23 protein-coding genes are annotated in these 25,629 nt (G+C 62.6%); 16 read left to right on the top strand and 7 right to left on the bottom strand.

Going from position 1 to position 25,629, the window contains the following annotated elements; translation table 11 throughout:
• Positions 1 to 49 precede the first annotated feature (49 nt).
• From CH286_RS25405 to CH286_RS25380, 7 genes are all read left to right on the top strand, one after another.
• Complete coding sequence (locus tag CH286_RS25405; protein WP_094610722.1) at positions 50 to 1,921, top strand: ATP/GTP-binding protein; 1,872 nt, start codon at positions 50 to 52, stop codon at positions 1,919 to 1,921.
• Positions 1,921 to 2,259, top strand: a complete 339-nt coding sequence (locus CH286_RS25400; RefSeq protein WP_094610721.1) for a transposase — start codon at positions 1,921 to 1,923, stop codon at positions 2,257 to 2,259. The genes CH286_RS25405 and CH286_RS25400 overlap by 1 nt, the downstream gene beginning before the upstream one ends.
• Entirely contained in the window at positions 2,256 to 3,881 is a 1,626-nt protein-coding gene (locus CH286_RS25395; RefSeq protein ID WP_094610720.1) for a peptidoglycan DD-metalloendopeptidase family protein, read from the top strand. The genes CH286_RS25400 and CH286_RS25395 overlap by 4 nt, the downstream gene beginning before the upstream one ends.
• 36 nt (positions 3,882 to 3,917) lie before the next feature.
• Complete coding sequence (locus CH286_RS25390) at positions 3,918 to 4,316, top strand: hypothetical protein (RefSeq protein WP_094610719.1); 399 nt, start codon at positions 3,918 to 3,920, stop codon at positions 4,314 to 4,316.
• A 74-nt stretch (positions 4,317 to 4,390) separates the two neighbouring features.
• On the top strand, positions 4,391 to 4,537 hold the full coding sequence (locus CH286_RS27955; protein ID WP_176458345.1) for a hypothetical protein: 147 nt from the start codon (positions 4,391 to 4,393) through the stop codon (positions 4,535 to 4,537).
• Complete coding sequence (locus CH286_RS25385) at positions 4,534 to 5,106, top strand: hypothetical protein (RefSeq protein WP_255139178.1); 573 nt, start codon at positions 4,534 to 4,536, stop codon at positions 5,104 to 5,106. The genes CH286_RS27955 and CH286_RS25385 overlap by 4 nt, the downstream gene beginning before the upstream one ends.
• Before the next feature lie 68 nt (positions 5,107 to 5,174).
• Positions 5,175 to 7,562 carry a DNA topoisomerase III gene (locus tag CH286_RS25380; protein WP_094610718.1) on the top strand — a complete coding sequence of 796 codons (2,388 nt, stop codon included), beginning with the start codon at positions 5,175 to 5,177 and terminating at the stop codon, positions 7,560 to 7,562.
• Positions 7,563 to 7,632: 70 nt separating this feature from the next.
• On the opposite strand, the gene CH286_RS25375 is transcribed toward CH286_RS25380, so the two are convergent.
• Positions 7,633 to 7,995 (bottom strand): hypothetical protein, encoded by a 363-nt coding sequence (locus tag CH286_RS25375; RefSeq protein ID WP_141215891.1) that lies wholly within the window; start codon positions 7,993 to 7,995, stop codon positions 7,633 to 7,635.
• 502 nt (positions 7,996 to 8,497) lie between these two features.
• On the opposite strand from CH286_RS25375, the gene CH286_RS28480 reads away from it, so the two are divergent.
• Complete coding sequence (locus CH286_RS28480) at positions 8,498 to 9,064, top strand: DUF4190 domain-containing protein (RefSeq protein ID WP_255182764.1); 567 nt, start codon at positions 8,498 to 8,500, stop codon at positions 9,062 to 9,064.
• Between the two features lie 209 nt (positions 9,065 to 9,273).
• Here CH286_RS28480 and CH286_RS25365 read toward each other — a convergent pair whose 3' ends face one another.
• Positions 9,274 to 9,642, bottom strand: coding sequence for a histone-like nucleoid-structuring protein Lsr2 (locus CH286_RS25365; protein WP_094610716.1), 369 nt, complete (start codon positions 9,640 to 9,642; stop codon positions 9,274 to 9,276).
• 223 nt (positions 9,643 to 9,865) lie between these two features.
• Between CH286_RS25365 and CH286_RS25360 the strand changes: the two genes are divergently transcribed.
• A complete protein-coding gene (locus CH286_RS25360; RefSeq protein ID WP_094610715.1) occupies positions 9,866 to 10,201 on the top strand; it encodes a hypothetical protein in 336 nt (111 codons plus the stop codon).
• Between the two features lie 244 nt (positions 10,202 to 10,445).
• Here CH286_RS25360 and CH286_RS25355 read toward each other — a convergent pair whose 3' ends face one another.
• On the bottom strand, positions 10,446 to 11,366 hold the full coding sequence (locus tag CH286_RS25355; RefSeq protein ID WP_094610714.1) for a DUF5067 domain-containing protein: 921 nt from the start codon (positions 11,364 to 11,366) through the stop codon (positions 10,446 to 10,448).
• Between the two features lie 773 nt (positions 11,367 to 12,139).
• Positions 12,140 to 12,844: a hypothetical protein gene (locus CH286_RS25350; RefSeq protein WP_094610713.1), complete on the bottom strand. Its 705-nt coding sequence runs from the start codon at positions 12,842 to 12,844 to the stop codon at positions 12,140 to 12,142.
• A gap of 112 nt (positions 12,845 to 12,956) precedes the next feature.
• On the opposite strand from CH286_RS25350, the gene CH286_RS25345 reads away from it, so the two are divergent.
• Both CH286_RS25345 and CH286_RS25340 read left to right on the top strand, forming a co-directional pair.
• Positions 12,957 to 13,586: a restriction endonuclease gene (locus CH286_RS25345; RefSeq protein WP_094610712.1), complete on the top strand. Its 630-nt coding sequence runs from the start codon at positions 12,957 to 12,959 to the stop codon at positions 13,584 to 13,586.
• 207 nt (positions 13,587 to 13,793) lie between these two features.
• Positions 13,794 to 14,264 (top strand): hypothetical protein, encoded by a 471-nt coding sequence (locus CH286_RS25340; protein ID WP_094610711.1) that lies wholly within the window; start codon positions 13,794 to 13,796, stop codon positions 14,262 to 14,264.
• A 196-nt stretch (positions 14,265 to 14,460) separates the two neighbouring features.
• On the opposite strand, the gene CH286_RS25335 is transcribed toward CH286_RS25340, so the two are convergent.
• Positions 14,461 to 15,510 (bottom strand): Abi family protein, encoded by a 1,050-nt coding sequence (locus CH286_RS25335; RefSeq protein WP_094610710.1) that lies wholly within the window; start codon positions 15,508 to 15,510, stop codon positions 14,461 to 14,463.
• A 234-nt stretch (positions 15,511 to 15,744) separates the two neighbouring features.
• On the opposite strand from CH286_RS25335, the gene CH286_RS25330 reads away from it, so the two are divergent.
• Together CH286_RS25330 and CH286_RS25325 are read left to right on the top strand one after the other, a co-directional pair.
• Positions 15,745 to 17,226 carry a hypothetical protein gene (locus tag CH286_RS25330; protein WP_094610709.1) on the top strand — a complete coding sequence of 494 codons (1,482 nt, stop codon included), beginning with the start codon at positions 15,745 to 15,747 and terminating at the stop codon, positions 17,224 to 17,226.
• Between the two features lie 5 nt (positions 17,227 to 17,231).
• The gene (locus CH286_RS25325) at positions 17,232 to 17,681 is read left to right on the top strand and encodes an ASCH domain-containing protein (RefSeq protein WP_141215898.1); all 450 of its coding nucleotides are present in this window, start codon (positions 17,232 to 17,234) and stop codon (positions 17,679 to 17,681) included.
• Between the two features lie 274 nt (positions 17,682 to 17,955).
• Here the strand turns inward: CH286_RS25325 and CH286_RS25320 are convergent, their stop codons facing one another.
• Together CH286_RS25320 and CH286_RS27950 are read right to left on the bottom strand one after the other, a co-directional pair.
• Positions 17,956 to 20,847, bottom strand: a complete 2,892-nt coding sequence (locus CH286_RS25320) for a ribonuclease H-like domain-containing protein (protein ID WP_217902952.1) — start codon at positions 20,845 to 20,847, stop codon at positions 17,956 to 17,958.
• 951 nt (positions 20,848 to 21,798) lie between these two features.
• Positions 21,799 to 21,957 carry a hypothetical protein gene (locus CH286_RS27950; protein ID WP_176458344.1) on the bottom strand — a complete coding sequence of 53 codons (159 nt, stop codon included), beginning with the start codon at positions 21,955 to 21,957 and terminating at the stop codon, positions 21,799 to 21,801.
• Positions 21,958 to 22,494: 537 nt separating this feature from the next.
• Between CH286_RS27950 and CH286_RS25310 the strand changes: the two genes are divergently transcribed.
• Genes CH286_RS25310 through CH286_RS25300 form a run of 3 tightly spaced genes read left to right on the top strand, consistent with a single transcriptional unit; the run spans position 22,495 to position 25,522 of the window.
• Positions 22,495 to 23,157: a TraI DNA relaxase gene (locus tag CH286_RS25310; protein ID WP_094610707.1), complete on the top strand. Its 663-nt coding sequence runs from the start codon at positions 22,495 to 22,497 to the stop codon at positions 23,155 to 23,157.
• Entirely contained in the window at positions 23,151 to 25,049 is a 1,899-nt protein-coding gene (locus CH286_RS25305; protein WP_094610706.1) for a type IV secretory system conjugative DNA transfer family protein, read from the top strand. Before CH286_RS25310 ends, CH286_RS25305 begins: the two co-directional genes overlap by 7 nt.
• Complete coding sequence (locus CH286_RS25300; RefSeq protein WP_094610705.1) at positions 25,046 to 25,522, top strand: DUF4913 domain-containing protein; 477 nt, start codon at positions 25,046 to 25,048, stop codon at positions 25,520 to 25,522. Before CH286_RS25305 ends, CH286_RS25300 begins: the two co-directional genes overlap by 4 nt.
• Positions 25,523 to 25,629 lie beyond the last annotated feature (107 nt).

Here is a 25,629-nt window from a genome sequence, read left to right as displayed (position 1 = left end):
GCCGCCGACCGCATCCGGCCCACCCTGCCCGAGAAAAGAGACACCCACGATGACGACGACCGACCACCGCCCGCGCAGGAACTACGACCCGCGATACGACGAGACGAGGTCAGACGAGCATGGCCTGTACGAGACGTCAGCGCCGCAGCCGTCGGCGTTCGTTCGGTGGATCATCGGCGACACCGACTACGCCGAAATCGCCGCAGCCGTCGCCACCGGCGACGCCGAAGAGCCCAACCCGTACTCCCGACGCGGCATAGGCCTCGCACGGTGGCGCAACGACCACCCTCACGTCGAGCGGGCCGTCCACGACGCCGCTGGGGACCCGTGGTGGCGGGCAGCGCTGTCGTCGAGCACACGCGGCCTCAAAGGGCCCGGTGGTGGGCGGATGTCGACCGTCCCGGCCCCGATCGAGTACGAAGCAACCTCGGTGCAGATGTGCGGGCTCAACCCGTGGGCGATCGGCGCGGCCGCACCCTCGGCCGGCACCATCGTCGGCCAGCACGCCATCACCGGCAACGCCGTCTCGTGCGATCCGTTCGCGTACTTCCGCGACAAGCTCATCGGCAACCCCTCGATGTTCGTCCTGTCCCTGCCCGGCCTGGGGAAGTCGACGCTGATCCGCAAGATTCTCCTCGGGGCGTGCGGCTGGGGACAGACCCCGATCGTCGCCGGGGATATCAAGGGTGAATACGTCAAGCTCACCCACTTGGTCGGCGGGCAGGTGATCACCCTCGGGCACGGCGGGGGACATCTCAACCCCCTCGCCGCCGGTGCCCTCGGGCAAGCCGTGGTCCGCGCGATCGCCGCCCGCGATGCCGCCACCGACCCCGAACGTATCGCCGAGCTCGACGAGCTGATCGACGTCGCGACCATCACCATCTCCACCCGCCAGATCAATGCCGTCTGTGCCTTGGTCGAGCTGATTCGCTACGACACCCACTCGGTGAAGGCCTTCGAGAACTCCCTGATCGGTATCGCCCTGCGTGAGCTGTACGCCGACGACGGATTCTCCTACACCCGCCCGCCGCTGCTCAAAGACCTCTACGCCCGCATCGACGCCGGATCGGCGGACATGCTCCAAGCGGCCTACAAGACCGACCGCGAGGGCTACCGCGAGGCCATCACCGAACTGATGCAGGCCCTCGGCGCACTGACCTCCGGCCCACTCGGGGACATCTTCGCCGACCACACCACCGAACCGATCGACCTCGATGCACCGATGATCTGCATCGACGTCTCTTCCCTCGACCGCGGCGACACCACCCTCAAAGCCGCCGTGATGCTCTCCTGCTGGGCCGACGCGTACGGCACCGTGGAAGCTGCGCACCTGCTCGCCGACGCAGGACTGGACCGCCAACGCCTGTTCCTGATGGCGCTCGACGAGCTGTGGCAGGTCATCGGCGCAGGACCGGGCATGGTCGCCCGCGTCAACGAGATCACCCGCCTCAACCGCACCGACGCAACCGGTTTGCTGATGATCACCCACACCGGCCGCGACCTCGAAACCCTGCCCACCGAAGCCGATATCAAGACCGCGAAGGGGTTCATCGACCGCGCCGGCATGGTCGTGTGCGGTGGCCTGCCGATCGGTGAGGTCGAACGCCTCTCCGGGGAGCTGAAGTTCACCGCCGCCGAAGCTGGCATGGTCACGTCCTGGTCGCGCGGCGCGGCGCTGCGCGGATCCGAACGCCGCACCGTCCGTAACCCGATCGGGCGCGGGAAGTTCCTGATCAAAGTCGCCAAGGACAACACCCCCGGCATTCCCATCCAGACGGTGCTCACCGACGTCGAATACGACACCGGAGTCCACGACACCAACGCCCGCTTCGCTGAGTACTTCGCCGGCGGCCAGCACCACGCCGCCGATTCCGGTGACGCCCACTACGCCCAGGACTCTGTACTGGTCGGAGCGCAGTGATGACCGCCGAGTACCCCCGCGCCGAATACTCGGCGCAGACCCGCTCGTGGGCGCTTGATCAATACGAGAAGTCTCGCCACAACTACGCCTCCCGAGCCGAATGCGTTGCCGCCTTGGCTGTCTCGATCGGGGCACACGAGAACACCGTGGCCCGGTGGATCAAAGACAAGTACGGCTCGCCGCGTCGCCCCGCAGCGGACGAGGTGACCGCACGACTGCGGGCCGCCGAGGAGGAGATCACCCGACTGCGGTCGGAGAACCGTTCCCTCACCGAGCGTTTGGCCGCCCACGCCCCGCGATCGATCGGTGCGGAGTCGATTTCGGCGGCCGCGTTGTGAAGAAGGGCGGCGCGATCGCCCTCGCTGTGGTGCTCGCACTGTCACTGTTCGTGGTCCTGTTCGTCACCACCGGTGTGCGCGAGGAAGTGCCGACCGATTGTCTTCCCGGGAAGGGCATTTCCTCTGCTGCGGGTGGGGTTCCGGCGGGGTCGTTCGCCAAGCCGGTCAAGACCACCGAATCGACAGTGTCGAGCCCGTTCGGGACGCGGTGGGGCACCAACCATAACGGCATCGACCTCGCAGGTCCGGTCGGGACACCGATCTATGCTTACGCCGACGGCGTCGTCTCGAAAGCCGGACCCGCCGACGGGTTCGGGATGTGGATCGTCCTCGATCACAACATCGACGGCGCGGTCGTCTCCACGGTGTACGGCCACATGTTCCCCGACGGTGTGCTGGTGAAGGTCGGGGACCGCGTCACCGCGGGTCAGCACATCGCCGACATCGGCAACAATGGACAGTCGACCGGTGCGCACCTGCACTTCGAGTACCACCCCGGCGGCTGGGCACCGGGCAACGCGATCGACCCGCAACCCTTCTACGACGCCGCCGCCGACCCCGGCACCGGACAGACAGGCCAGACTCCACAATCTCCATCGACGACCGCACCCGCGCCCTCGACAGGAGGCGGTACCGCGGAGATGGCGGCGCTGCCCGCCACCGTCGGATCCGAGGAGCATTTCCAGGTCGACACCGTCCGCGTCGCCCGCGCCGTGCACGCGAAGTTCCCGCAGATCACCACGATCGGCGGGTGGCGCGCAGACGGTGGGGGGTTCGACGATCACCCCTCCGGCCGCGCCGCGGACATCATGATCGACAATTGGTCCTCCGAGGAAGGCAAAGCGCTCGGTGACCAGGTCAAGGACTACCTGTGGAGCAACCGCGACTACTTCCAGATCGAGTACATGATCTGGCGACAGGAATACATCCCCTCTCACGGTGAACCGAACACCATGGAGGACAGGGGATCTCCGACCCAGAACCACTTCGACCACGTCCACGTCACCACCGTCGGCCACGGACCGCCCGCACCCGGTCAGACCTACGGGCCCGTCCCCGGCGGCAGTGGATCCGCACCGAAAGCAACCGGCACCTGCACCACCGCACCCGGTGCCGGACTCGGCGATCACGGACAACTCGCCGCCGGCCAGATACCGCCCGAGTTCGAGCCGTGGCTCACCCTCTCGGCCGAGCAATGCCGCGAACTCTCACCCACGGTCCTCGCCGCTCAGCTCGAACAGGAATCCGGCTTCACACCCGGCCTGACCAGCCCCGCCGGTGCCGAGGGGTATGCACAGTTCCTCCCCGGAACGTGGGCGTCGTTCGGTTTCCCCGTCGACGACCAGGGAGTGGTCACCGGGGCAGCAGGGGAGGGCGACCCCAACGACATCGGTGACGCTGTCATGGCGCAGGGCCGCTACAACTGCTCGGTCGCAGACACCTTGCGGCCGGGGATCGAATCCGGTGCCATCACCGGCGATCCCGTGGAGCTGATGCTCGCCGGATACAACGCCGGCCCCGGAGCGGTACAGCAGTTCGGCGGCGTCCCGCCGTACTCGGAGACCCAGAACTACGTCACCACGATCACCGCCACCGCATCCGACTACGACCTGGCCCGATAGCCACCACCGACCAATGCTCGACGGAAAGGCCCGCTCATGAGCACCACACCGACACGCACCGGCTACCACCTGACGTCCCACGACCGGCATCGAGCACTGACAGCCCTTGCTCTGACCTCGGTCATCGTATGGACGGTGTGGGCTGTTCCCGTCGCCCGATTGATCCTGGAATCGATGATCACCACGATCGAGGACACCGGCCGGGCCGCGGCGACCCGCGACGTTCTCGCGCATGGTTGGTGGGCCGTCATCGTCGTCACCGCGGCGATGACCATAGGCAGCGTCGTCGCTGTCGCCGACGCCTCTGCGCGAGCGCAGAACTGGACTGTCACGGCGCTCCGCAAAGCCATCCACTTGGCGGCGACCGCGCTCGTCATGTGGGCGATATGGACGGTCAGCGTTGTCGCCGCAGCAGGAGTCCCCACCGTCGGTTGATGCTGCACCCACTCGCACATTGTTGTCGGTGGCCACCAGGACACTGACACCATCACAGATCAAGGAGCACAGACATGACACAGATCCTCCACAGCCGCCAGGTGGACGCACCGATCGTCGACTGGCTCGAAGTGATCGCCAAAGCCGCTGCACTGGGCCAGATCTCCGACACTGACGCTGAATCAGCGACCGAAGTCGACTCGCAGGAGAGCGCGAGATGAGCCGACGAGCAGGCATCGTGTTCGCGTGTCTCGGCATCGTCGGTGTCATCGCCATTGCCGCTGTGATCGTGTTCGTGTTCCGCGGCCCGGACACACCGCCACCACCGGGCACGGACGCCGGAATCGCCATCGACCCGTCCGCCACCGACCCGGTCGGCGTCGCGACGTCGGTGATGTCCGCTGTGTACACCTGGCAACCCGCAGTGCAGGATTCACCGTGGGATGCCCTGCACGCCCAGCGCGGCAACCTCACCGGCCCGATGGCCACCGCCGCCGCCACACCACCCGATCCAGCGCCGCAACCGATCCCGGAATGGTCGGCGTGGGCACGCAGCGGCGACATCGTCACCGCCGTCGCCCAACCGGACACCAGCGTCTACACCGACGGCACAGCCGCCGAGATGGACGGTGACACCCAGGCCACCGTGGCTCTCGTCATCGACCGCGTCGTCCAACACCGCAGCGGTGAGATCACCCCGTTCACCGGCTACACCGGAGCCGTCGACCTCGAACGCACCGACGACGGCTGGAAAGTCGCGAACTATCGCCTCGTCAGCGCGGGCCTCTAGCCGACTGGCCACCGACAACACCCTCGCTGTCCACACGCCGCACACACCGCAGAGAAGGATCCATTGTCATGGGAAAAGTCGGAATCCTCACCGAAAAGCCCTCCGCAGCACGTAACTTCGCGACCGCTTTGGGCGGTATGAGTGGCACGTTCGGGGGCACGGAGTACGTCATCGTCCACGCTCGCGGCCACCTGCTGGAGTTGAAGGATCCTTCCGCGATGGTGCCCGCGCCTCTCACCGACAAGTACAAGAGCTGGGAGCTCGAACATCTCCCGTGGAACGCCGACGACTTCCGCTGGGAGCGAGAAATCCGGCGCCGGGTGTCCGGCGGCAAGCTGGTCACCGATCCGGACGCGAAAAGCCTGCTCCACGAACTGAAGACGACCCTCTCGGGCTGCGAGAGCATCTGCAATGCAGCCGATCTCGACCCGACCGGTGAAGGCTCACTCCTGGGCTGGGAGATCGTGGAGTACCTGGGCCTTGAGAACAAGAAGCTCGAACGCATGGAGTTCCTCGACGAAACACCAGCATCGCTGCGTAAGGCCTTCACAGCCCGTCGCCCGGTCACCGCGATCGCCGCCGAGGGCGACTACCGCAAGGCCGACTTCCGGTCGAAGTGGGACATGCTCTCGATGCAGTTCACCAGACTCGCGACCAAGACGACCGGGGCAACCACCGTGCTACGCAACGGGCGGCTCAAGTCCGCGATGGTCGTCATCGTCGGCAACGGACTCGACGCGCACCACGGATACGTCAAGAAGGCGTTCTACGAGAACCGGTTTCGGGACGAGAACGGCGTGACATACACCGACCCCGAGGTCGATCGATTCGAGAACGAGAGCGATGTTCCCGGCGGCCTGCAGTCGTCACCGGTCGTCCACGACGGGACCACGCGCAAGAAAACGGGACCGCCGAAACTGATGGACCTGGCCGCACTGTCGTCTCTGTTGTCGAAGAAAGGTTTCGGGGCGAAGAACGTTCTCGACACCTATCAGAAGATGTACGAGGCGCAGGTGGTGTCCTACCCGCGCACCGAGGACAAGTTCATCTCGATCGAGCAGTTCAACGAGCTGCTTCCCTCGGTCGACGCGATCGCCGGCGTCGTCGGAGTGGATCCGGCGGCGCTGAGCCACCGCGGCCCGCGCACGAGCCACGTCAAGTCCGGTGGCGCGCACGGTGCCAACCGTCCGGGGCCCAACGTGCCGCCGAGCCTCGCGGCAGTGGAGAAGGCCTACGGCGAGCTGGGTCGGGAGATCTACGAGCTTCTCGCGAAGAACTACCTGACGATGCTCGCCCCCGATTACGAGTACGACCAGCATCGCGGGCACGTCGCGATGTATCCGAGCTTCGTCGGCTCGCTGAATGTGCCCGCAGTGCTCGGATGGAAAGGTGTGTTCGTCGTCGACGAGGAGGACCAGCAGACGGACGACCAGCCAGAAGGAGTCACCGCGCTCGGTACCGTCGCCGACCCATTCGTCCACGAAGGCTTCCCCGCCCGGCCCCCGCACCCGACAATGGGCTGGCTGATGAAACAGCTCGAGAAGCGGAACGTGGGTACCGGTGCGACCCGGACGAGCACCTATGCCGAGGTCACGAACAACTCGGGCGGCAAGGCCTTGATGGTCGAGCAGCGCGGCAAGATCACCCTCAGCGCGATCGGTGAACTCAACCATCGGATCCTGCCAGGCACGCACATCGGGGATCTGACGATCACCGAGCAGGTCTTCGAGCAGATGGCGCAGATCGAGGCCGGAACCGGCGAGGCAGCCGACTATCTGTCCCTCGTGGCGGACCTGGTGCGCCGCGACCTCGAGACGATGACCGCGAATGCAAAGGCGTTGTCCGGCGAGCTCACCGCACGGATGGGCAAGGCCGGGGTGACCCGGGAAGCGGTGGAGATGATCGAGCTGCCACCGGAGCTGCATTTCACCCACGCAGGCACGGTCGTGACCCGCGCGAAGCGGGTCTTCGGTGGCCACCGATTCACCGACACCGAAGTAGCGGCACTGCTCGCCGGTCAGGTCATCGAGATCGTCGCGACGAGCGCGAAGTCGGGAAAGACGTTCACCTGCACGGGAAAACTCGAACCAGGAGTGAGGGAGAAAGACGGCAAGCAGTACCCACACGTGAGCTTCAACCCGCAGTTCGCCGAGCGTGCACCTCGGACCGACCTGGTCAGCGGAGTGTGGAAAGGCAAATCCGTCACGTTCAAAGGCCGCGGATGGGGTGCCAACGAACACTGGCCGGGTAAGGACTTCACCGAGCAGGAACTCGCGTCGCTGCTGGCCGGGGAGACCATCGAATTCGACGCCACAAGCAAGACAGGTAAGACGTACCGGGCCAAAGGCGCGCTGGCCGCTGGTACCTACCAGGGCAGCAAGACATTCGGATTCAAGCTGAAATTCGAGGACCGCAAATCCACCGCAGGCACCAAGAAACGCACCGCGCGTCGGTAAACGGGTGCCGCAGGGCAGCGGCGGGGTCGTACGCCTGTACCCATCGGGAAACGAGTCCGCGCGGCAGGCTTTAGAAGAAGGTCAGCTGTGCCTCGTCGACGCGGACACGTCCGGGCTTCGTCCGGCGGGGTCGGACCGGGGGAGCGTGCCGGGCCGGCACCGCCGATGCGGTGAACCCGGCCGAATCGAGTCCGGCGCACGCGCGGCACGCCAATTCCTCTCGTACACGCGATCGTTCGGCCACGCGCGCACGTCCGACCGCAGTGTCTCGGGCACTCCACTCCAACTCCCACGCCGCCGATCCTGGAGGCGGCGCGCCCACAGCCCGGTCGGTCACTCGATCGAGTAGTTGATCGATTCTGTCGATCAACACCTGCGCTAGCTCGTCGAGCACACGCTCAGGCACCGTGACCACGGACTGGTTGTCGCTCACACCCGCCACTGTAGAGGCGGGCACCGACGAACAGCCCGCACCCGACGCCCACGTCGACGGGCCGAGCACCGACTCGATAACTCAGCGCCGAGATCCTCGATGGGGATTGCCGGGGTGTCCCTCCCCACCACCCGCGAGCGCGGACAACATGGCGCGCGTCGAGGCCGCGCAGGAACGGGAGTCCCGGGCCGGGAGTGTCCACACAGCAGGAACCATGCAGCGCTCGGGAGATCATTCAAACAACTGACATCGGGGAGAGCGACCGAACGGGTTGCGTGCCGCCTGTAGCAGAATCACCGGAATGTCCGAGAGTTTCTATCCGTCGCCTGGTCAACTCCCCTCGAAACCAGAAGAGTCCACGAGTGCTCACCGTTCCCGGGGACCTAAGCTCGGGTTGATCTGCGTTGCGGTGGGGCTGGGCATCGTGCTTGCGATATTTGTCGCGGCACTGATGTACGTGGGCCTTCGCATCAGATCCGCCGGCGGTTGGTACGCATTCGGCTTGACGGGGCTGATCATCGGTACGGCGTTCGCTGGCGTCGCTGCCGCTTCTTACCGCCGCTCGGAACCGGTGCGGTGGTGGCAGATCCTCGGCGCAGCATTCGGCGTTGGCTTTCTGCTGAACTCCATCAATCGAGCAGCGCGTACCGAACCGATCTCCATTCTGGTCGGTGTAGTCAACGCCGCCTCATTGGCTTTGCTGCTCATCGGCGGAATCGTCGCAGTGATACAGGTTTCCGCCAAGCCAACGGCGGGACCTTCGGTCGAGAGGCTGGTAGCTCCGATCGTCGGGCACACCGCAGATGGCCGGCCGGTCTACGGCCAACCGGTAAGCAATACGTCCGGTTTGGCACAACAAACCAACGTTTTCGCCGTTCTGGCATTGGTCTTCGGCATCATCGGTGGCCTGCTGGGCATAGTCTTCGGCCACATCGCATTGAATCAAATTCGTCGTACCGGAGAGGCCGGTCGAGGCATGGCGATCGCAGGACTAGCACTCGGATATATCTACTTGGCCTGCATACTCCTGGCCGTCGTCGGCTACGGCCTGTTCAGTCTCAACCTGTGACCGCACTCGAAGTCACGACGATCACCGTAGTTGACCCGCGCACGACCCCAGCGCCGATAGCGCACTAGGGGCCGAGACAACCGGTGCTGTGCCACCAGAAGACAGAATAACGTCCAACGAACCAGGTTGGACGAACGCCCGAAAACACACATGGGTTTTCGCGGAGGCGCGTCGTCTGCAGTTCCTCGTCGACGACGGTCGAATGCAGGTCAGTGAGCCGCGTTGTACGCCTCTTCGATGGCGGCCGGGATGCGCCCGCGGTCATTGATCTCGTACCCCTCGTCGGCTGCCCACTGCCGGATTGCGCGTGTCTGCGCCGGGTCACGCGTGGCCGGTGTCCCGGTCTTCGAGGGCGTCGTCGCACCGGCGGGGGAGGGCTTACGCTTACGGCCACCGACCCGTACCGCGTGCTCGATGTAGTAGTGGATCTTCTTGTGGAACTCGTTGGCGTTCTTCGCTTTCAGATCGATCACGTATTCGACACCGTTGACTGCGAATTCGATCGTCTCGCCGGATTCGTCGTCGATGACGGACCCGTCGATATCGTCCACCAATTGGGTTGTCACTCGTTTAGCCAAAGCCGGAGAACCTTTCGATCACACATGTCACGAACTCGATGATCGCCAGCGTAGCGAACAAACGAGTTGCCGAGCTGCAAACCCCCTTTCACCGGCGGAGGGGCGCGCCGCACCGTCAGTTCGTTTTTCAGAAACACACATTGAGCGGTCGATATGAGCGGCGATAGAATCGCCCAGTCCGAAGCAGCTCATATGATGTGCGACTCGCCGAAGGGGATCTGAAATGTCCGAACCTGCAACTCCATCGGCCGACAACGACTGGCTCATGAAGGAGCTACAGAGGGTCCAAGCCGAATACGTTCATAACCCTAGAGACGACTGGTACACCGAAGACGACCTGGTGGAGAGTGGATACCGCCGCGAAGCCTTGGTCGATCTTTTCGGAAAGCCGGTTCCAGGACACGACGGGATCATTGGATGGACCGTCTCATCGGTAGCAAAGATCGAGCAGACCCAGTTGGCCCCTGCCTACGAGCTGCTCCAGTCGGCTTTCGGCGCGTTCAGCGGCGCGGCCGACACCATGACCTCTCGCGTGATGTACAGCTCGCTCGATTCATAACATGTCCGAGACCCGCTACATGTCGGGAGCCAGGACCACATCGCACCAGAAATTTCGCCCAAGCGGGTAGTATTGAAATACATTGTCCGACAGCGCTTTCAAGCCGTCACCTGACATACGATCCGTTCTCGGCCAATCCCGGACAGTGAAAGGTGGACTGCCGAAAATACACCACCACGCAACAATCATTCCGCTATGCATCGGTGACTCACCGAATAGCGTCGGTGAGTCACCGGTCATGTAGCTAAGCGCCGTGGGCGGTGCCGCCGACAGCTTCGGCGATCATCGGAGCAATCCTTGCCGAGTCCGCGATGCCCTCGGAACTGTTCAACGTCAGCACGGCATACGCGTCGGGCAACGCAACATGAACCCCGCCGAAGGAATCGCTGGCTTCCTGCCATACCGCGAGCGCCTCCCCGTCCCCGAAGACATTGATTCCGGCGTCGTAGCCGTTGACTGCCATGTCGAACCGCATCCGAGCACCTGACAGGCCAACCTCTGCACGCACGGGAGGGGTGTACTCGATGCCGAGACTATCGAGCGCCGTGGTGAACTTTTGCGCAACAGGATCGGACTCGAAAACCGGCTCAGCTGTGGTCTCTACTTTCTGCAGCTCGAAGGTCATCGAACCGATTTCGTCCTGGCCAAGGTTCGCGGTGGCCACAAGCTTCACTGGAGTTGTCGTGTCGGACAGTTCGTACGCGATCGCGTTGGGGACAGTGCCGCCCACCTTGATCTTGTTCATCTGGGAGTCGAGGAACGCAGCGTCTGGCAGTGAGCCAACAGCAAGCTTGTTTTCCGCGTTGGGATCGTTGTCCTGGTACGCCTCGAAGCGGGATATCCACGCCGTCCCCGGATCAGTCTGCTTGCCGGAAACATTTGTCGTGTCGTACCAGAATGCGATGACCGGCTTGTCGCCGTACTCATTTCCGTCCTCACCGACCTGAATTGTCTTCACGTCGGTGATCGTGATGGTGACGTCCTCCGTCACGAGGACGTTGTCTTCGAACGACGCCTGGGCGGGTGCAGCAGTCGGCGCGTCGACAGCGACCGTCGAGCCAGGCGTCGGTTCAGCAGTTGGTCCTTCCGCGCCGCATCCGCTGAGAGCGATGGCCACGATAGTGACAGTCGCGCAGGTGAGAGACAACTTTTTGATGCGATGCATGCGGAGTCCTTGGTTGATAATGGGCCTGAACAATAGAACCAGTAGTTCGGTTTCTGATCATTGTTCACGAGTACCGGCAAGTCGGGTGCCCCGGCCCCGAAGCACCAAGCCCCACAACCTGACGTTGGCGAAGCTCAGGTCTGACCGACGGCGAACCGAATACCCGATCTGGACAATCCTCGTCCAGGACGCAGGTACTCCGGCCGTTCTAGACGGCCGTGTGCCTTCCTCAATGCGAGTCAATTTGTTTGACGTACTGCACTTCCCGGAATTTACTGGTCATAACGCGATCGGCACGTGGAAACCGGTTGAGAACCCGTACGTGAGCCGCGCCGGGGCGAGCGTCAGCCGTCTTCTGCTCCGGGGCGGGATGAAGACCTCGCCGCCGACTCCGACCGATACCCAGAGTCGCTCTCCGGCGACAACAGCCCTCATGGCTTTCTCGCCCTGATCGCAGCCGGGACGTCAGTGACGCCGGGTTCGGTAGATTGTGCAATGTTTCGCCCAGGCGCACGCAAGGTCGGACATGTACCGGCACGCTCTACTGCCGATGGAGCCGAACATGATCAGGGCAGCGATAGACGCGGATGTCGAACAGCTCGCCGGAGTGCGAGGGTCATCCTGATGACGGGTGAACGGTGGGTGTGGAATGCGCCGGGATTGAATTCTGGGCGCGCGGTGTTATCGTATGAGTAGCAAGGAACTGGTCCTCCGGGCGCAAGCCTCGACAGCCGGTCTGGCCCCTGGTGTAGCTACGGCAGCCAGGGGTTGCTTCATTTCTGGGCCTTCTCCGGCTCGCTGACCTTGACGAAGTGCACATTGTCGGCGATCACGTCGAACAATTTGCTGGTGCTGTTGGTGTGTGTGAGGGTCCGCCGATAGGCCATTGAGACCAGGTCAGGCAGCCACAGCAGGTGCTCGTGGCGCGGTGACGTCGACAGGAGGCGGGTGTTGCGGGGGATCAGTTTCTCGGACACCAAGGCTTTGTGGTCAGCCGTGTCTTTGTTGCGGAAGTTGCTCTGATTGCGTTCCTCGAGCACGAACAGATCGATGGCTGGCCACACATCGTCGCGGCCGGCTCCGAGCTGGATCGCGAGCTGGCGATAGCAGGCGGTCCGCGCGGTCTGAGCGTCGGTATCGTCGGCACCGACAGGGATTTGGTGCGCGATCACACATGCTTCGTGCCCATCGGCGAGGAAGTCGAGCATGTCGCGGGTCTGGTCGATTCCAGATGAGGTTTGCAACGCTTTCGTGGTGTGCCAGTAGGTTCCGTCGGCGATGTCCTCGATGCCCACCCGTAGCTCATCCATCGCGTCAAGTTCGACGATGACGGCGGTGAACACATAAAAGGTGTCCCGGTGTGCAACGACACCGTCTGGGGCCTGATACGACTCATCCAGGAAGGCCACGGGACCAGTGGTGCGTTTGTAGGCGTCGAACACGATCTGTGCAGTGGGATCGGGGCGGCGCGAAGGCATCACGACATCCTAAGGGCGGGCTCAGACAGGTCAGTTGTTGTCGCTTCCATCGACTGACCCTGATTGTCGGTGTTCCCGCTTATGATCCTCTGATCTGACAGACGGAGGATCGATGGAGCCCAGGCATCAGCGTGCCGAGCGTGAGATGGCCCGCGTGATGAGGAACATGGGATTTCATGACGCACGGGAGATGTCGGGACGTCACGACAGCGGCATCGACATCATGTCGATGTCCGCGATTGCGCAGGTAAAGATGCACTTCAAAGCCGTAGGTCGCCCTGCCCTACAAAACCTGGTTGGTGCACGTGGGGTCGACCACTCGAAACAGCTCATCTTCTTCTCGTATGAGGGATACGCGAGAACCGCCCTTGAGTACGCAAATGAAGTAGGGATGGCGCTGTTCACTTTTGATGACGTTGACTGGACGTGCGCTCCTGTCAACCGTGCCGCTACCGAGCTACTTCGTAGGCAGACAGCCAACAGGGATGAGCCGGCCGAGGATCAGATCGGTCCGTTCGAACTCCGGACCGGAGCACCGCCCTCGATCGAGCGGGTTCCCGCACCAACGAGCAAGACCTTGGTGGACAACTCGCCAGACACCGAGGGTCTCGTTGTGTTCGCCATTGCGCTCGCCGTCAATATCGCTCTCATTTTATTGTTTGATCTTCCCGCGATCTTTTGGATAATTTACTGGTTTTTAGCTATTGCTGCCATATCAGTGGTCGTGCGCGGAGATAAGTAATGTTATTGCTCGCGGCCGACCTCGGTTTACTTTGAGACGGGTCCGAGCTCGGATCCGATTGGGCCGCGCACTCACTCAAACCCGCCTCGGCTAGATAACTACTCACGCTTTCAGACTAACCCCGCCCACACCAGTACAGAGCACGCTCAAGCGGCGGTGCCCCGCTGACCACAAGCCCCGCGACCACTGGGCTGACAGACTGACTCGGTGCGCCACCACGATTTGTCGAAGCGATTGTTGAGTGCCACGTGGTCTCCCTTGCTGGGGGTTCGGGTGGTGCACTCGGACTTGCCGGAGCCGTGGACGTCGGCTCTGTCCCGATTGGGACGCGACCTGCGTGTGCGCCAGTACGGCAACGATATCGAACACGTCGATTGGGAGATCGACTACGACCCGGAGATCGACGGTGTGGTCCTGCTGAGCGCGGTGACGGTTGCCGGCGTCGATCCGGGCGAGTTCGGTGGTAGCTGGATCGGGACCCGCGTCGATTCGGACGAAGAATTCGCGCTGTGGGCGATGGCCGATTCGGTCCAGGACGTTGTGGCCGACCTCGGTACCGCATGGCCGTGGGGTGACGGCGGTGGATTCATGAGCGCCCGACTCGTCGACGGTGTCGCAATATGGAAGGACAGGAACGGTCGCGCGACGCGCATCGGAGACCTCGCCGGGATCGTCTAACCAGCCCAAACCTTGACTCCAACTAACGCTGCGCCCTGATTCGTTCCACGGCTTGGCTTTCGAATACCTGCATAAACCGGTGCGTAGTTGCGCGGTGACAGCTGAACTGCGAGCGCAAGCGAAAGACGCTGCGGCACAGTATATGCAGAGGTTTACCTGACATAAGATCCGTTATCGGCAATGAAACCCGCTTTCATCACGGGTGACGAAAGCTATCGGGAATTGCGCCCGAAGCAACGTGTTGCCATAGGGGTAACTGTTTCCAGTCGGGTGGGAACCCCATCTCGAGTGGAGTGCGAATGGAGGAAGGCAGAAAGGAGCGGTCGATCAGGCTCTCCAGTTGCTTGATCCATGTGCTACCAGGCGATGTCGTCTGCAACAGGAACGCAGCCGTGGAAATTGTGCCGTAAATTTTGTCGGATTGAGCGGGAAGTCCGTCGAACAGTGGGACCGACCGTAACGAACTTGTTCCGATTGGAACGAGCGTCCGATTCCATAGCCGAGAATGATGAGCGGAGATATTTCGGACGATTGTGAGCTGCTCGAGAAGGTTCGCCAGAGTACTGCCTGGACCTGCGGCCCGGCGTCGACGGTTGCGCCTGGCGGCTGACGATCCACGTCCGCGTCGTGGGCCGGTGGTTTCCGGAGCTGGCGTCGGCGGGATGCCGAACCAACACGCAATCGCGTCACGGTCTTCTTCCTGCATTCCGGCGAAGAGCTTTGATAGATCGCTGAAGTCCAACACGTCAGTGAGGACCCAAATCGGAACCCGTCCGGCGTAGTTGTCGAAGTGATGTTTGAGCGACTGATCCTTGTTCCTTTGGCGTTTCACCCGACCGAACGCTGTTGCGAGCCAATCCATATGGTCACCGTTACCAACGAATAGTGGGTCGAAGTTGTCACCGTCGAGGTGCGACATAGGTCCGCGGGAACCGAGGGTATGACCTACCTGGCTGCGGATGGCGACTTCCACGCGTTCGATTGCGCTCAGCATGTATGTCTTTAAGTGCCGGTCGAATTCGTACATGCGGACGATCTCGTCGAATGTCGTACCTGACACAAATTGGCTTCCCGACCCCGAATCAACATTTGGGTCCACGAACGGGTACCAGTAGCCGCTGAGCCGGTAATACCCGATCGCTCTCAACCAGCGATCTGCAATGCTGGAGTCCGGGATTGCCATCCCCCGCGACTCTAACCGCTCGACCTGCTGGGCGATCGTCAAGAAAGGTTTGAGGTCAGCCATCACCAGAGTATAGAAATCCGGCCCGCACCCAGCTGAGCTGAGGCGGGCCGAACGATTGCAACGATGGTAGCGCAAGTGGGGTGTTGGCGACAAGCAACTGGAGGGCGACACTCACACCCTCATCCCCACGACGACGTGCTGTGCGCAGATACTGGATCACTGAACCCGTATCTTTGGTGTCTACCGTCGACACCCGGATGGCGACCCGAGGTTGGACGGATAGGAGATCTCGTCGTGTACGACGGAAGCGTTACAGACTCCCCCCGCCTGCTGCTAGATACGAATGTCGTCATCGCCCATGAGAACGACGGCTCAGAGCCGCACCTCAACGCGGCCGCGGCGGACACCCTCGTCCAGCTCGCACGACATCTTGGATTCGAGCTACTTCTCAGCAGCGGCACTCGCAGCGACTTCGTCAACGCTCCCGACCAAGTACGCCATGCGAGGCTACGGACCCTTCAAAAGTATTACCGGGTGCTGGACCGAGTCCCAGAAAACCCACTCGTCAGGCAGCAATTTCCCCGTCATCTTTCGACAAACAACGCGGCCGACCTCGAAGTACTGTCGACCTACGGAACAGGATTCCCAACTGTTCTGGTCACCGAGGACAACGCCATGCGGGGACGGGCCGCCCGAGCCGGACTCACCAATGTGTTCGACATCGACGCGGCAATCGACTGGCTTCGAGAGCTCCAAGATCCGGCCCTGAACAACGCAGCATCAGCCGCGATCGTGCCGGCCTATCAGATCAACCGCAACGCCGATCTCTTCGCCAGCCTCAGAAGCGACTACGAGCCTTTCGACCGGTGGTGGTCCGACAAAGTCGTCCATCAGGAACGGCCAGCCATCATCCTGGGCTCACCCTTGGCCCCGGATGGTTTGGCGGTACTCAAAGAAGAAACCGGTACGTTCGAGCTCGGCGAACGCCTTTTGAAAATCTGCACTTTCAAGGTGCAGGACGGCAGCGGGTCAGGTCAAGCGCGACGTGGCGAGCTCCTACTGAGAGCCGTCATCGACTACGCAGCGGCCCGCAATTACCCCGCTATGTATCTCACGGCCTGGCCGAAACACGAGAAACTGGTTGGCTGGCTGAAGCAATTCGGCTTCTTCCAACACACGGTTACCGCGGACGGCGAACTGGTGATGGCCAAACACCGCGTTCCACCGCCGGGGCAGGTACCACTGGCACCGCTCGATCACGCCATCCGGTACGGCCCTCGTTCCTTAAGAATCGAAGAGGCGCACGTCGTGCCGATCAGGCACCACTACCACGATCGACTGCTACCAGACAGCGACGACCAGGGTTCGTTGTTCGAGAATGAGCCGTGCGGAAACGCAATCCGGAAGGCATACCTATGCCGCTCGAACACGAGGTTGCTAGAGCCCGGCCATCTTCTGGCTTTTCTTCGAACAAAGCCTGACGAGGAAGCTCGGGTAACTGCTGTCGGTGTCGTAGAGCAAACTTTGGTGAGCGCCCGGCCGAGCCAGATTGCGGCCTTCGTGCGGGGGCGAACCGTCTACGACTATCAGGAGATCGAGCGAATGTGTTCCAGGGGCAGCGTCCTTGCAGTCCTGTTTCGACTCGATACCCGGACTTCGCCCCCCTGGCCGGCCGCTACATTGCGTGCCGCCGGTGTCATGTCGACATCGCCCCAGAGCATTGCCAGGGTTTCGAAGGGAGGTGTCGCGTGGATTCGCACCCAGTTGGACGCGTGATTCTCATGTCCTTCCATCCGGAATACGCTCAGCGCATCTTGGACGGCACCAAACGAGTTGAGTTTCGGAAACGCCGCATCGCCGATGACGTCACACACGTCGTTGTGTACGCAACTGCTCCGGTCAGTGCGGTAGTCGGAGCGTTCGAGGTACGAGACCAGCACTCTCTGAGCCCGCACAAACTGTGGCTACGCTTCGAGGAAGTCGCAGGCATTGGCATCAAGGACTACGCGAACTACTTTTCGGGCCGAGAGACCGGAGTAGGAATCGAGGTGGGCGACACCTGGAGGGCACACACGCCGATGTACCTGCTTGAGAGTTTCGGCATCGCTCGCCCCCCACAGAGCTTCCAATACCTGGCCGACGACACCGCCGTGCTCACACTCAAATCCTTGAACAAACAACAAACCTCGCAGGCAAACGACGGCCCCGAACTACAAGTCGACCGACGTTGATTACCGCTGGGCTGTCGACATAGACGGCGAAGGTTTGCGGCGCAGTCGCTTGCCCGGTGTCGCCACAACCTACGCCTCCGCGACCTTGTCTTTGCCAGCTACACGCGCTGCTGGCGTGAGTTCGTACACTTTTCGGCGGCGACGCGTATCGAACGTCATCGAGTACGGGCTCGCCGCCAGGCTCCGGGCCCTGACGTCCAGCAGTCCCAACGCTAGATGTGGGGCATAGGGGTCGCTTTGTATCTGATGCCCGCTGTCTGGAAGTGCATTTGAATCAACCGTCAGCAGTTTCGGTATCGGTAGTTTCCAAAATATCCGCTTCCTCCAGCTGCGCGATGGCTGATCGAAGAGCGTGGAGTGCGCGAACATCATCCTCGTTGTAGGTGACGATCCTGTCCCATGCAGCAGCGTCTCCGGATCGAGCAGATTCGATCCAGTCCAGGGTGTCGGCACCGGTAGCGCCGGACGTACGCCATCGCGCACCTGCAGCAGGCGCGAGTTTTTTGAGACCGTAGCCGTGGGGTGCGTAGAAGTCTGGTCTGACAAGGTCTGTGAGCACGTCGACACCGCGTTCGGTGAGCGAGTGCACTGTCGGGCCGAGGATACGACGAAGATGCTGCTGCTCGGTTCTGCCGTAGTGAAACCAGCGAGTGCCGTGGCTGTCGCCACCGACGAGTTGTTCGCTGAGCCAGTCGACGAACCTGTTCGTCAGAGCTTCTTCATCTTCGTCATTGGACGCCCCGAAGGAGTAGTACACAGAGCCGATATCGGGCCTGGTCACCAATGCACCCCATAGATAGACACGGCCCTGCCTATCGAACTCGCAATCGACGTCGATGCTGGTGTCACTGCTCGGGACCGGGGACGCCGTGGTGCTGGTTCGGATCAGACGCACGCTCGTGGGTGCCGCGAGGTCGATAGTCTCCTCCGGCACATCATCGTTGACCACTCCCAGCAAAGATGCGACCAAGTAGTCCAGACGTTCCCCAGTCGGGCTCGCCGCGAAGTGCTTGCGCAGGTCCTTTCGAATCGTGACGAAATTCGCCGACCGGAAAGTCATCTCCTCCACCTCGGCCGACAGAGTTCTCGACAAGTGGGCGATCTCAGCGTGCAGCGGATCGTCAGGATCGTAAGTTGGTATAGGCAGCCGCCATACCGCTTTGTCGACGTGCCGTTCGTCTTTCCCATAGGACATGAGGGGCCGGACCAGCTCGGTCAAGCTGGGCGCGTTCAGAATTCCGACTAGATAATGGCCCTCGCTCAAGGTCGCGACAGCGGCCCAGTAGACCGCGTGCTCGATCACGGCAGACGTGTCTGTTACCAGTGCTGCCGAGACATGCATTCCCGATGCGGCGTAGGCCACCCGTACGGCGGGCAGCGGCACCTGCTGGGTGAGCTTCTTCATGTGGTCGATCTGTTCGGCGAGAGTCATCTTCGATTGACCATGTTCGTCCCAGACCGCTTCTCCCGCTCTTACCCATGCGGCGAGTCCGGGGTAGGCATCGATCTTGGAATGGTCACCACCCATCACCGTTCCATCACGCGTGAGAGGAACCACGAATTTCTCGGGTTCGCGCAGATGGAACGGCACGATTTGTTCGCCGAGAATGGTGGGGTACAAGAACTCCGTTTCCACCGTGCCGTGAAGGGCAGGAAGATTTTTCCACGGCAGCTTCTCGCTGGCCGACCGCTTGGATTGCACGGCCCGTCGTCCACCGGGCACGCCCAAACTCGACGTTGGCGCATCTTCCACGCGGAACATCAATCGTGGGACCAGGTTGGCTCCTTGCGCGAAACGTGAAGCGTAAGGCGACCGTTCATCGTCTTCGGTGCCGACACTGAGCTCACCGAGATGCTGGCGAAGAAGCACGGCTGTGTCGACGCTGGCATGGCGGTGCGGCGCACGTCCGGTCCAGATGAGCGCGGTTGACGGCATGGTTCGGGCCTCTTCGGTGCGGGTCCCGAAAACCACGGCTGAGCTACGTGGGAACAGGTGGGGTCGGATGCGCCTGAGGTCCCAACTGGGAGTGAACGATATGTTCGCACCGTCGAACTTGCCGCGCCGAAACCCCGACCAGTACTCACGGTCCACAACCGGGTTCGGTACGACGAACGCAAGACTGCCACCGGTCTTCAAGTAACGTTCGGCCGCGCGCGCGATGAACAGGCCCGCAAGGTCTTGGTGCGTCGCTGTTGTTTCGTTGTGCCAGAACCCTCGATCACTGGCCAGCGATTTGAACCGCCGTTGCATGGGTTCGGTCATGTACCGGTAGGACAGCCAGGGCGGGTTTCCGATCAGGACGTCGACGCGGTTCTCATCACGTCCCAACCAGGCGGGACGAGCCGCATTCCGGATGTAATAGCTCCAGATGTGGTTCCGGCCGGCTTCGTGCAATTCTTTCAATCGCACGAAGTTGGCGTTGAGATCTGGCAAGTCAGCGGAATCCAATGCGAGGCGACGGACGGTGCCATCGCTCAAACGTTGGGTCTTCTTCCCTGCTGCACGGCCGGACTCATCGACCAGCGCCTGAACCAGGTCGTCGAAGCTCGCACTGTCGGCCAAAAGATGGTCCGCAAAACGCAGCTCACCAGTGATGAGTTGATCGCCGGTGTCGGTAGGAATGACCAGGTAGTCGACAGTCAGCAAGTCATTGCGTTGATCCCAGCCGAGAGAATCTCCCAGGTAAACAGGTACGGACAAGCTGCCCCGGTCGGCCGCATTGAGTCGATCCCGTCCCAGCGCGAGAAGGTACGTCACGCGCGCGAGCGCAACCGCTACTGGGTGTAGGTCGATACCCATCACCTGCGACGACACTTTCGACATGGCATCCGCCAAGGACATACCTGCCGCGTCGGCGGCTGCGAGGAACCGCCTGACAGCATAAAAAAGGAATGTCCCCGAGCCGCAGCTCGGATCGAGAATGCGCTGGTGCAGAGGCTCGTTCACCACTTGCGAGACGATTTTGCTGGCGAGCCAGTCCGGGGTGTAGTACTCACCCAACGCCTTACGGGTTTGCGGCGAAATCACGGACTCGTAAAGCACTTTGAGAACATCGTGTTCGACTGCCGACCAGTCGAATCGAGACAGTCTGCGGGCCAGGGATGCGATGTAACCGTCGCCGCCGGGAACTTCGAGAACCCAATCGAAGAAGTCGCGGTCGACCACTCCGTGCAGACCTGCGATCGCGAACTGGTCACCGGAGAGCAGAGTGGCCGGTGCCAGCTCTTCGGCCTGTAGGCCGAGAACCAGATGGGCAATGATCTCAGCGCTGTTGACCAGCAATGTGTGTTCGAGGAACAGCTCGTCGGTGTCCGTGAACTGTGTGCCGAGGGCACCCCGGAGAAGCTTTACCCACAGCTCGCGCTTGAGCTGGACTGTAGGGGTGTCCTTACCGGCGGCGTAGATCGCTGAGAGCGTGGAAAAGTCGAGAGCGTGCGAAGAGCTTTGAGCCCCTAGTCGCTCGGCGATCTCCGTGGGGGTGGGTTTGATGGCCCGCCGGGTGGCAAGTACGCCTTCGAGCCAGCGCAAGAGCTCGTCAGCACCGGCCGATCCACCCATACTTGTCACACGAGTAGCTTCCCGAAGACCCCCGTCGACCTCGTGATAAGCGATCCACTGTCGACCGTCGGTGAGGATGCCGACGTACCGCTGGCCCATCTCAGACGACCTTGTCGCCACATAGCCCGCAAGCTGCGTGCGAGCTGCCTCGACCGCACCCGGCGTCGCGAGTGAGCGTTTGACTTCGATGACCGTGCAACCCACTTCGACGTCGATGCGACGACCATTTCCCGCGGGCGTCTCAAGGTTTACGTCCAAGTCCTGCTCGGCCAGGCCCAGTGACGCGTCGAGTAGCAACATTCGTACGTCGGATTGAATGGTGGCTTCGCTGCGCACGGACTCCGCCTTGTTCACGAGCCGGTCCATCAATGCACCACGGGGGGTGGATCCTGCCGCAGTCGCCATGCTGGGCAACGCTACTAGGAGCACTTCTGAACGCGCGCACGCCCAACCTACGCATTGCCGACCATAGAGTGAAGTGCCGCAAGCGACACGCCGGCCGCAATTGAACACCCGATACGGCCTACCAGTCGCTATCTCGGGGGTGGATAGCGTGCGCTAGTCCGGATTGCTCGGCGGGAGGTCCGAAGCCGTATCGAGATCGTCGACGATCAACTCGACTGTGAAGTCGGTGGATGGATACGGCGTCATCTCGCTCGTTTCGTCCACGAACTCCCGGCGGCCCTGGAGGATCGCGGCAGTAACGATGTCGGTCATTTCGAGCTCGAGACGATCGTTGGGATCCAGGTACCCGCGTTCCAGCGTTGCTCGTAAGGCCTCCAACCCAAGCAGAATCCGAACCTGGTCCCGTTCTTGCGACGAGAGCTCGGCCGTGCTGCCGAACTGCGCTGAAGGTCGGGATCCGTCGCAATTTTGAGGATCATCTGCATCACCGGTCTGGTCAGTCACTGGCACGCCTCCTCGTCCTTGACTTCCGCTAGAGCGGAAGTGTGAGCCAGAGGACTACCCTCTGGTCGTGCCAGCTCGGGACACCTGCGAGCGTCGGGCTCGCTTCCCCGGAAGGATGCGAGAGACCGCGGTTATGAGCTAGTCTGATGACGTTCGACCGTCGATGAGGGTCACGGTCGAGCGTCCATCCAGCAACAGCACTGCACCACACCATTTCTCGGGTGTCGGTGTCTTCGAGCTGTGGGCTGGCCGACGCTCCCAGTGAAGGCCCTCCATGTCGATTCCTCACCCGCTCCCGCCGAGCCATTTTCCGGTCCCGTCCCTTGTCGACGGTGGTGACCGTCGATGACCACCCGCACCGTCTCGACAGCCGAGCTGCAGCGCCGCTCACAGATCGCTGCCGCCGCCTACGAACGCGGCCGCCGCGCCACCCTGGCGGCCGCACGCCGCCGTAGCCTGCCCGACCGGGCGAACGTGCGCCGCGAGGAGATCCGCACTCGCTCCCACTCGTACGAGCCGCGTAGTGACAGTCGCGCATTCGGGCTGCTCGACTCCGACGTGTCGTTGGTGCGGGCGGCGGCGTATCTCGCCGCGTCCGGTGTCGCGCACGAGCTGATCACCGCGCAGACGTTCACCGATCCCACCCAGCAGGAGTGGGCGGACGCCACAGGTAATCGGACGGCTGTGCACGAGGATGCGTGGCGGGAGCGGTTGGTCGACAACGGTATCGACGATGCGGTGCTCCGTCCGGGTCTGTCGCTGGACGTCCTGGAGTTGCCTGCCGAGCTCGATGGCCTCGATTTCGACGACATCGCCGAGCACACCCTCGACGTGTCCTCCACCTCTGCCGACGTCGAACCGCTCCGTCTGGCCGATCTCATGCTCGACACACCGCGCCAGGAACAGTCCTCGGGTTCGGTCGTCGACATCACCGACCGGGTCGCGCAGGTTATCGAGCTCGACCGCGGCGTCGACACAGCGGTCGAGGCTGGTGTGGACGCATGGTGACCAAGAAGGCGACCTCGAAGGGTGCCGGCGCGTCCTCGTCGATGCTGCCGCTCATCGCAGTCATGCTCGCGATCGCGGCTATCGCCCTCGGATACGGGTCGCTGTGGCTCGGGCACGCGTTCACCGACACCGGCCAGCAGATCCCCGGCAATCCGTTCGTCGCCCTGTTCTCCGTGGCCGGCGGGCAGCTCACCTGGCCGACCGTCTCGACATGGATCTTCGTGATCACGGTGATCATCGCCTCCGGTCTCGCCGGGGTCGCCGCAGCGGCACACGCGGCCGGAAGCGGCAAGAAAGACGATGTCGACGCCAAGGCCCGACTGATGGGGCCCTCGTCGAAGCTCAGCGGGGTAACCGGCAAGCAGGCACTCGAACGGGCGAAGAAGCTGAGACCAGACCTCGTCGACCGGGACGCGCTGGACGATGCCGACATCGGGGTCATCGTCGGCCGCACCGTCCAAGGCAATCAGAAGGTGTTCATGTCGTGGGAGGACATGCTGTTCGCTCTCGCCGGGCCTCGGATGGGTAAGACCGCGGCGCTGGCGATCGATGCCCTGTGCACCGCTCCGGGCGCGGCATTGTTCACCTCGAACAAGCGTGACGGTCATGACTTCACCCGTGGTGTCCGTGAGTTGCTCGGCGCGGTGTGGCGCTACGACCTACAGGGGATCGCCGAAGGCCCCCGCACCGGCGATGACGGGTTCTGGTGGAACCCGCTGCGCGTGATCGAGACGATCATGGACGCCCGCAAGCTGGCCTCATACTTCGCTGCCGCATCGAAGGACGATTCGGCCCGCGTCGATGCCTACTTCGACGGCGGAGCTCAGGAGTTGTTGGCGCAGATGATGCTCGCGGCGGCGTGTGCGGACGGGGATCTGTTGCACGTCTACGGCTGGCTCTCCGACGAGGGGAACGAACTTCCCCAGCGGCTGCTCGAGGTTCACGGCCACCACATCATCGCCAACCGGCTCAAGTCGACCAGCGAACTCAACCCGCGCCAGCGAGATGGCCTGTACGACATGGCTCGTCGGTTCATCGGCCTGCTCGAGGAGCAGGCCTACGCGATGTCGGTTCTTCCACCGAATCGCCACGACATCTCCGTCGAGGGCGCACCGGACACCAAGATCGGCGGTTCGGTGCGGTACCCGCACTCGATGCGCGAATTCGTTGTCGAGGACTTCGTCACCAGTAACGACACGCTCTACGCGTTGTCGAAGGAAGGCCCCGACTCGTCGTCGGCGCTGACCACGGCGTTGATCGGGTCGATCATCGACGCCGCTCAGCGCGTCGCGCGCCGCAGCCCGCGCGGGCGACTGCCGGTGCCGATGCTCGGCGTCCTCGACGAAGCCGCGAACGTCTGCCGACTCCCCGAGCTCCCCGCCTGGTACTCCCACCTTGGATCGCAGGGGATCTGTGTGATGACGATCGTGCAGAACCTCTCTCAGGCCCAGAAGGTGTGGGGCCAGGACGGGGTCAAGCAGCTCCTCGATGCCGCGAACTTCCTCTGGTACGGCGGCGGTGTGAAGGACAAGAACACTCTCTCCGAGCTGTCGGCGCTCGTCGGTGATCACGACGTCGAACGCTGGTCACGATCGAGTAGTGGCGGAATGTTCGACAGTGGGTCGTCGTCGAAGTCGCAGTCCTGGTCCAAGGAAGCGATCCTGACCGTCGATGATCTCGCCGCGATCCCGAAAACCCGGGCACTGGTCCAGATCTCGGGCAATCGACCGGTGTTGGTGAAGAAGATGTATTGGTCCGACGGCCCCAATGCCGACGCGATCGATGCCTCGTTCGCGATGTACGGCATCCCCGACAAGGAGCAGATCTCCGTCCCTGATCGAGTACACGCCACCGCCACCATCGACGACGTCGACGAGGAGCCGTTCCTGTGACTGCTGACGACGACTTCCACCCCGACGACGACTTCCCCGACGAAAACTTCCCCGACGACCAGCCCGACAACTCCGATTCGGATTCGGATTCGGATTCCGAGAAGGCTGCGTCGACGAAGTTTCCGGGCTTCGATGTCTGGTTCGAGACGTGGCTGTCGGCGATCGTGGCCCGCAGGCTCTCGTCGTCTGCCGGGAAGAACCGGGTGTTCTGTCCACGCTGGTTCGAGCATCCCGAGGTCGTGGTGCGTCTGCACGCACTGTGGACGGCGTGGGAGGCAGCGTCCGCGGCCGAGGACGGGGCCGCGATGTCGGGGTGGTGGGTTCATCACGCGGACCCGCAACTGCGCACGATGCTCGACGGCGAGCATGGCCCGATGTACCTGTGCAGCCGTGACTCTCATCAGAAGACGCCGCCGATTCGGCTGAACTTGGTGCAGGCTCCGGCCGGCTGGTTCGACGAGCTCACCGGCTGAAAAACCTGACACAACCCCTGACCCGAAACAGCCAGAAGCCCTGGTGGGTCCTGCATGACCCACCAGGGCCCTTTGTGGCCGGAGATTGCGCCTCCAGCCGACGACGA

Source organism: Rhodococcus sp. WWJCD1 (assembly GCF_002258735.1).
Lineage (GTDB): Bacteria > Actinomycetota > Actinomycetes > Mycobacteriales > Mycobacteriaceae > Rhodococcoides.
This window is presented reverse-complemented; position numbering and strand designations above follow the sequence as displayed.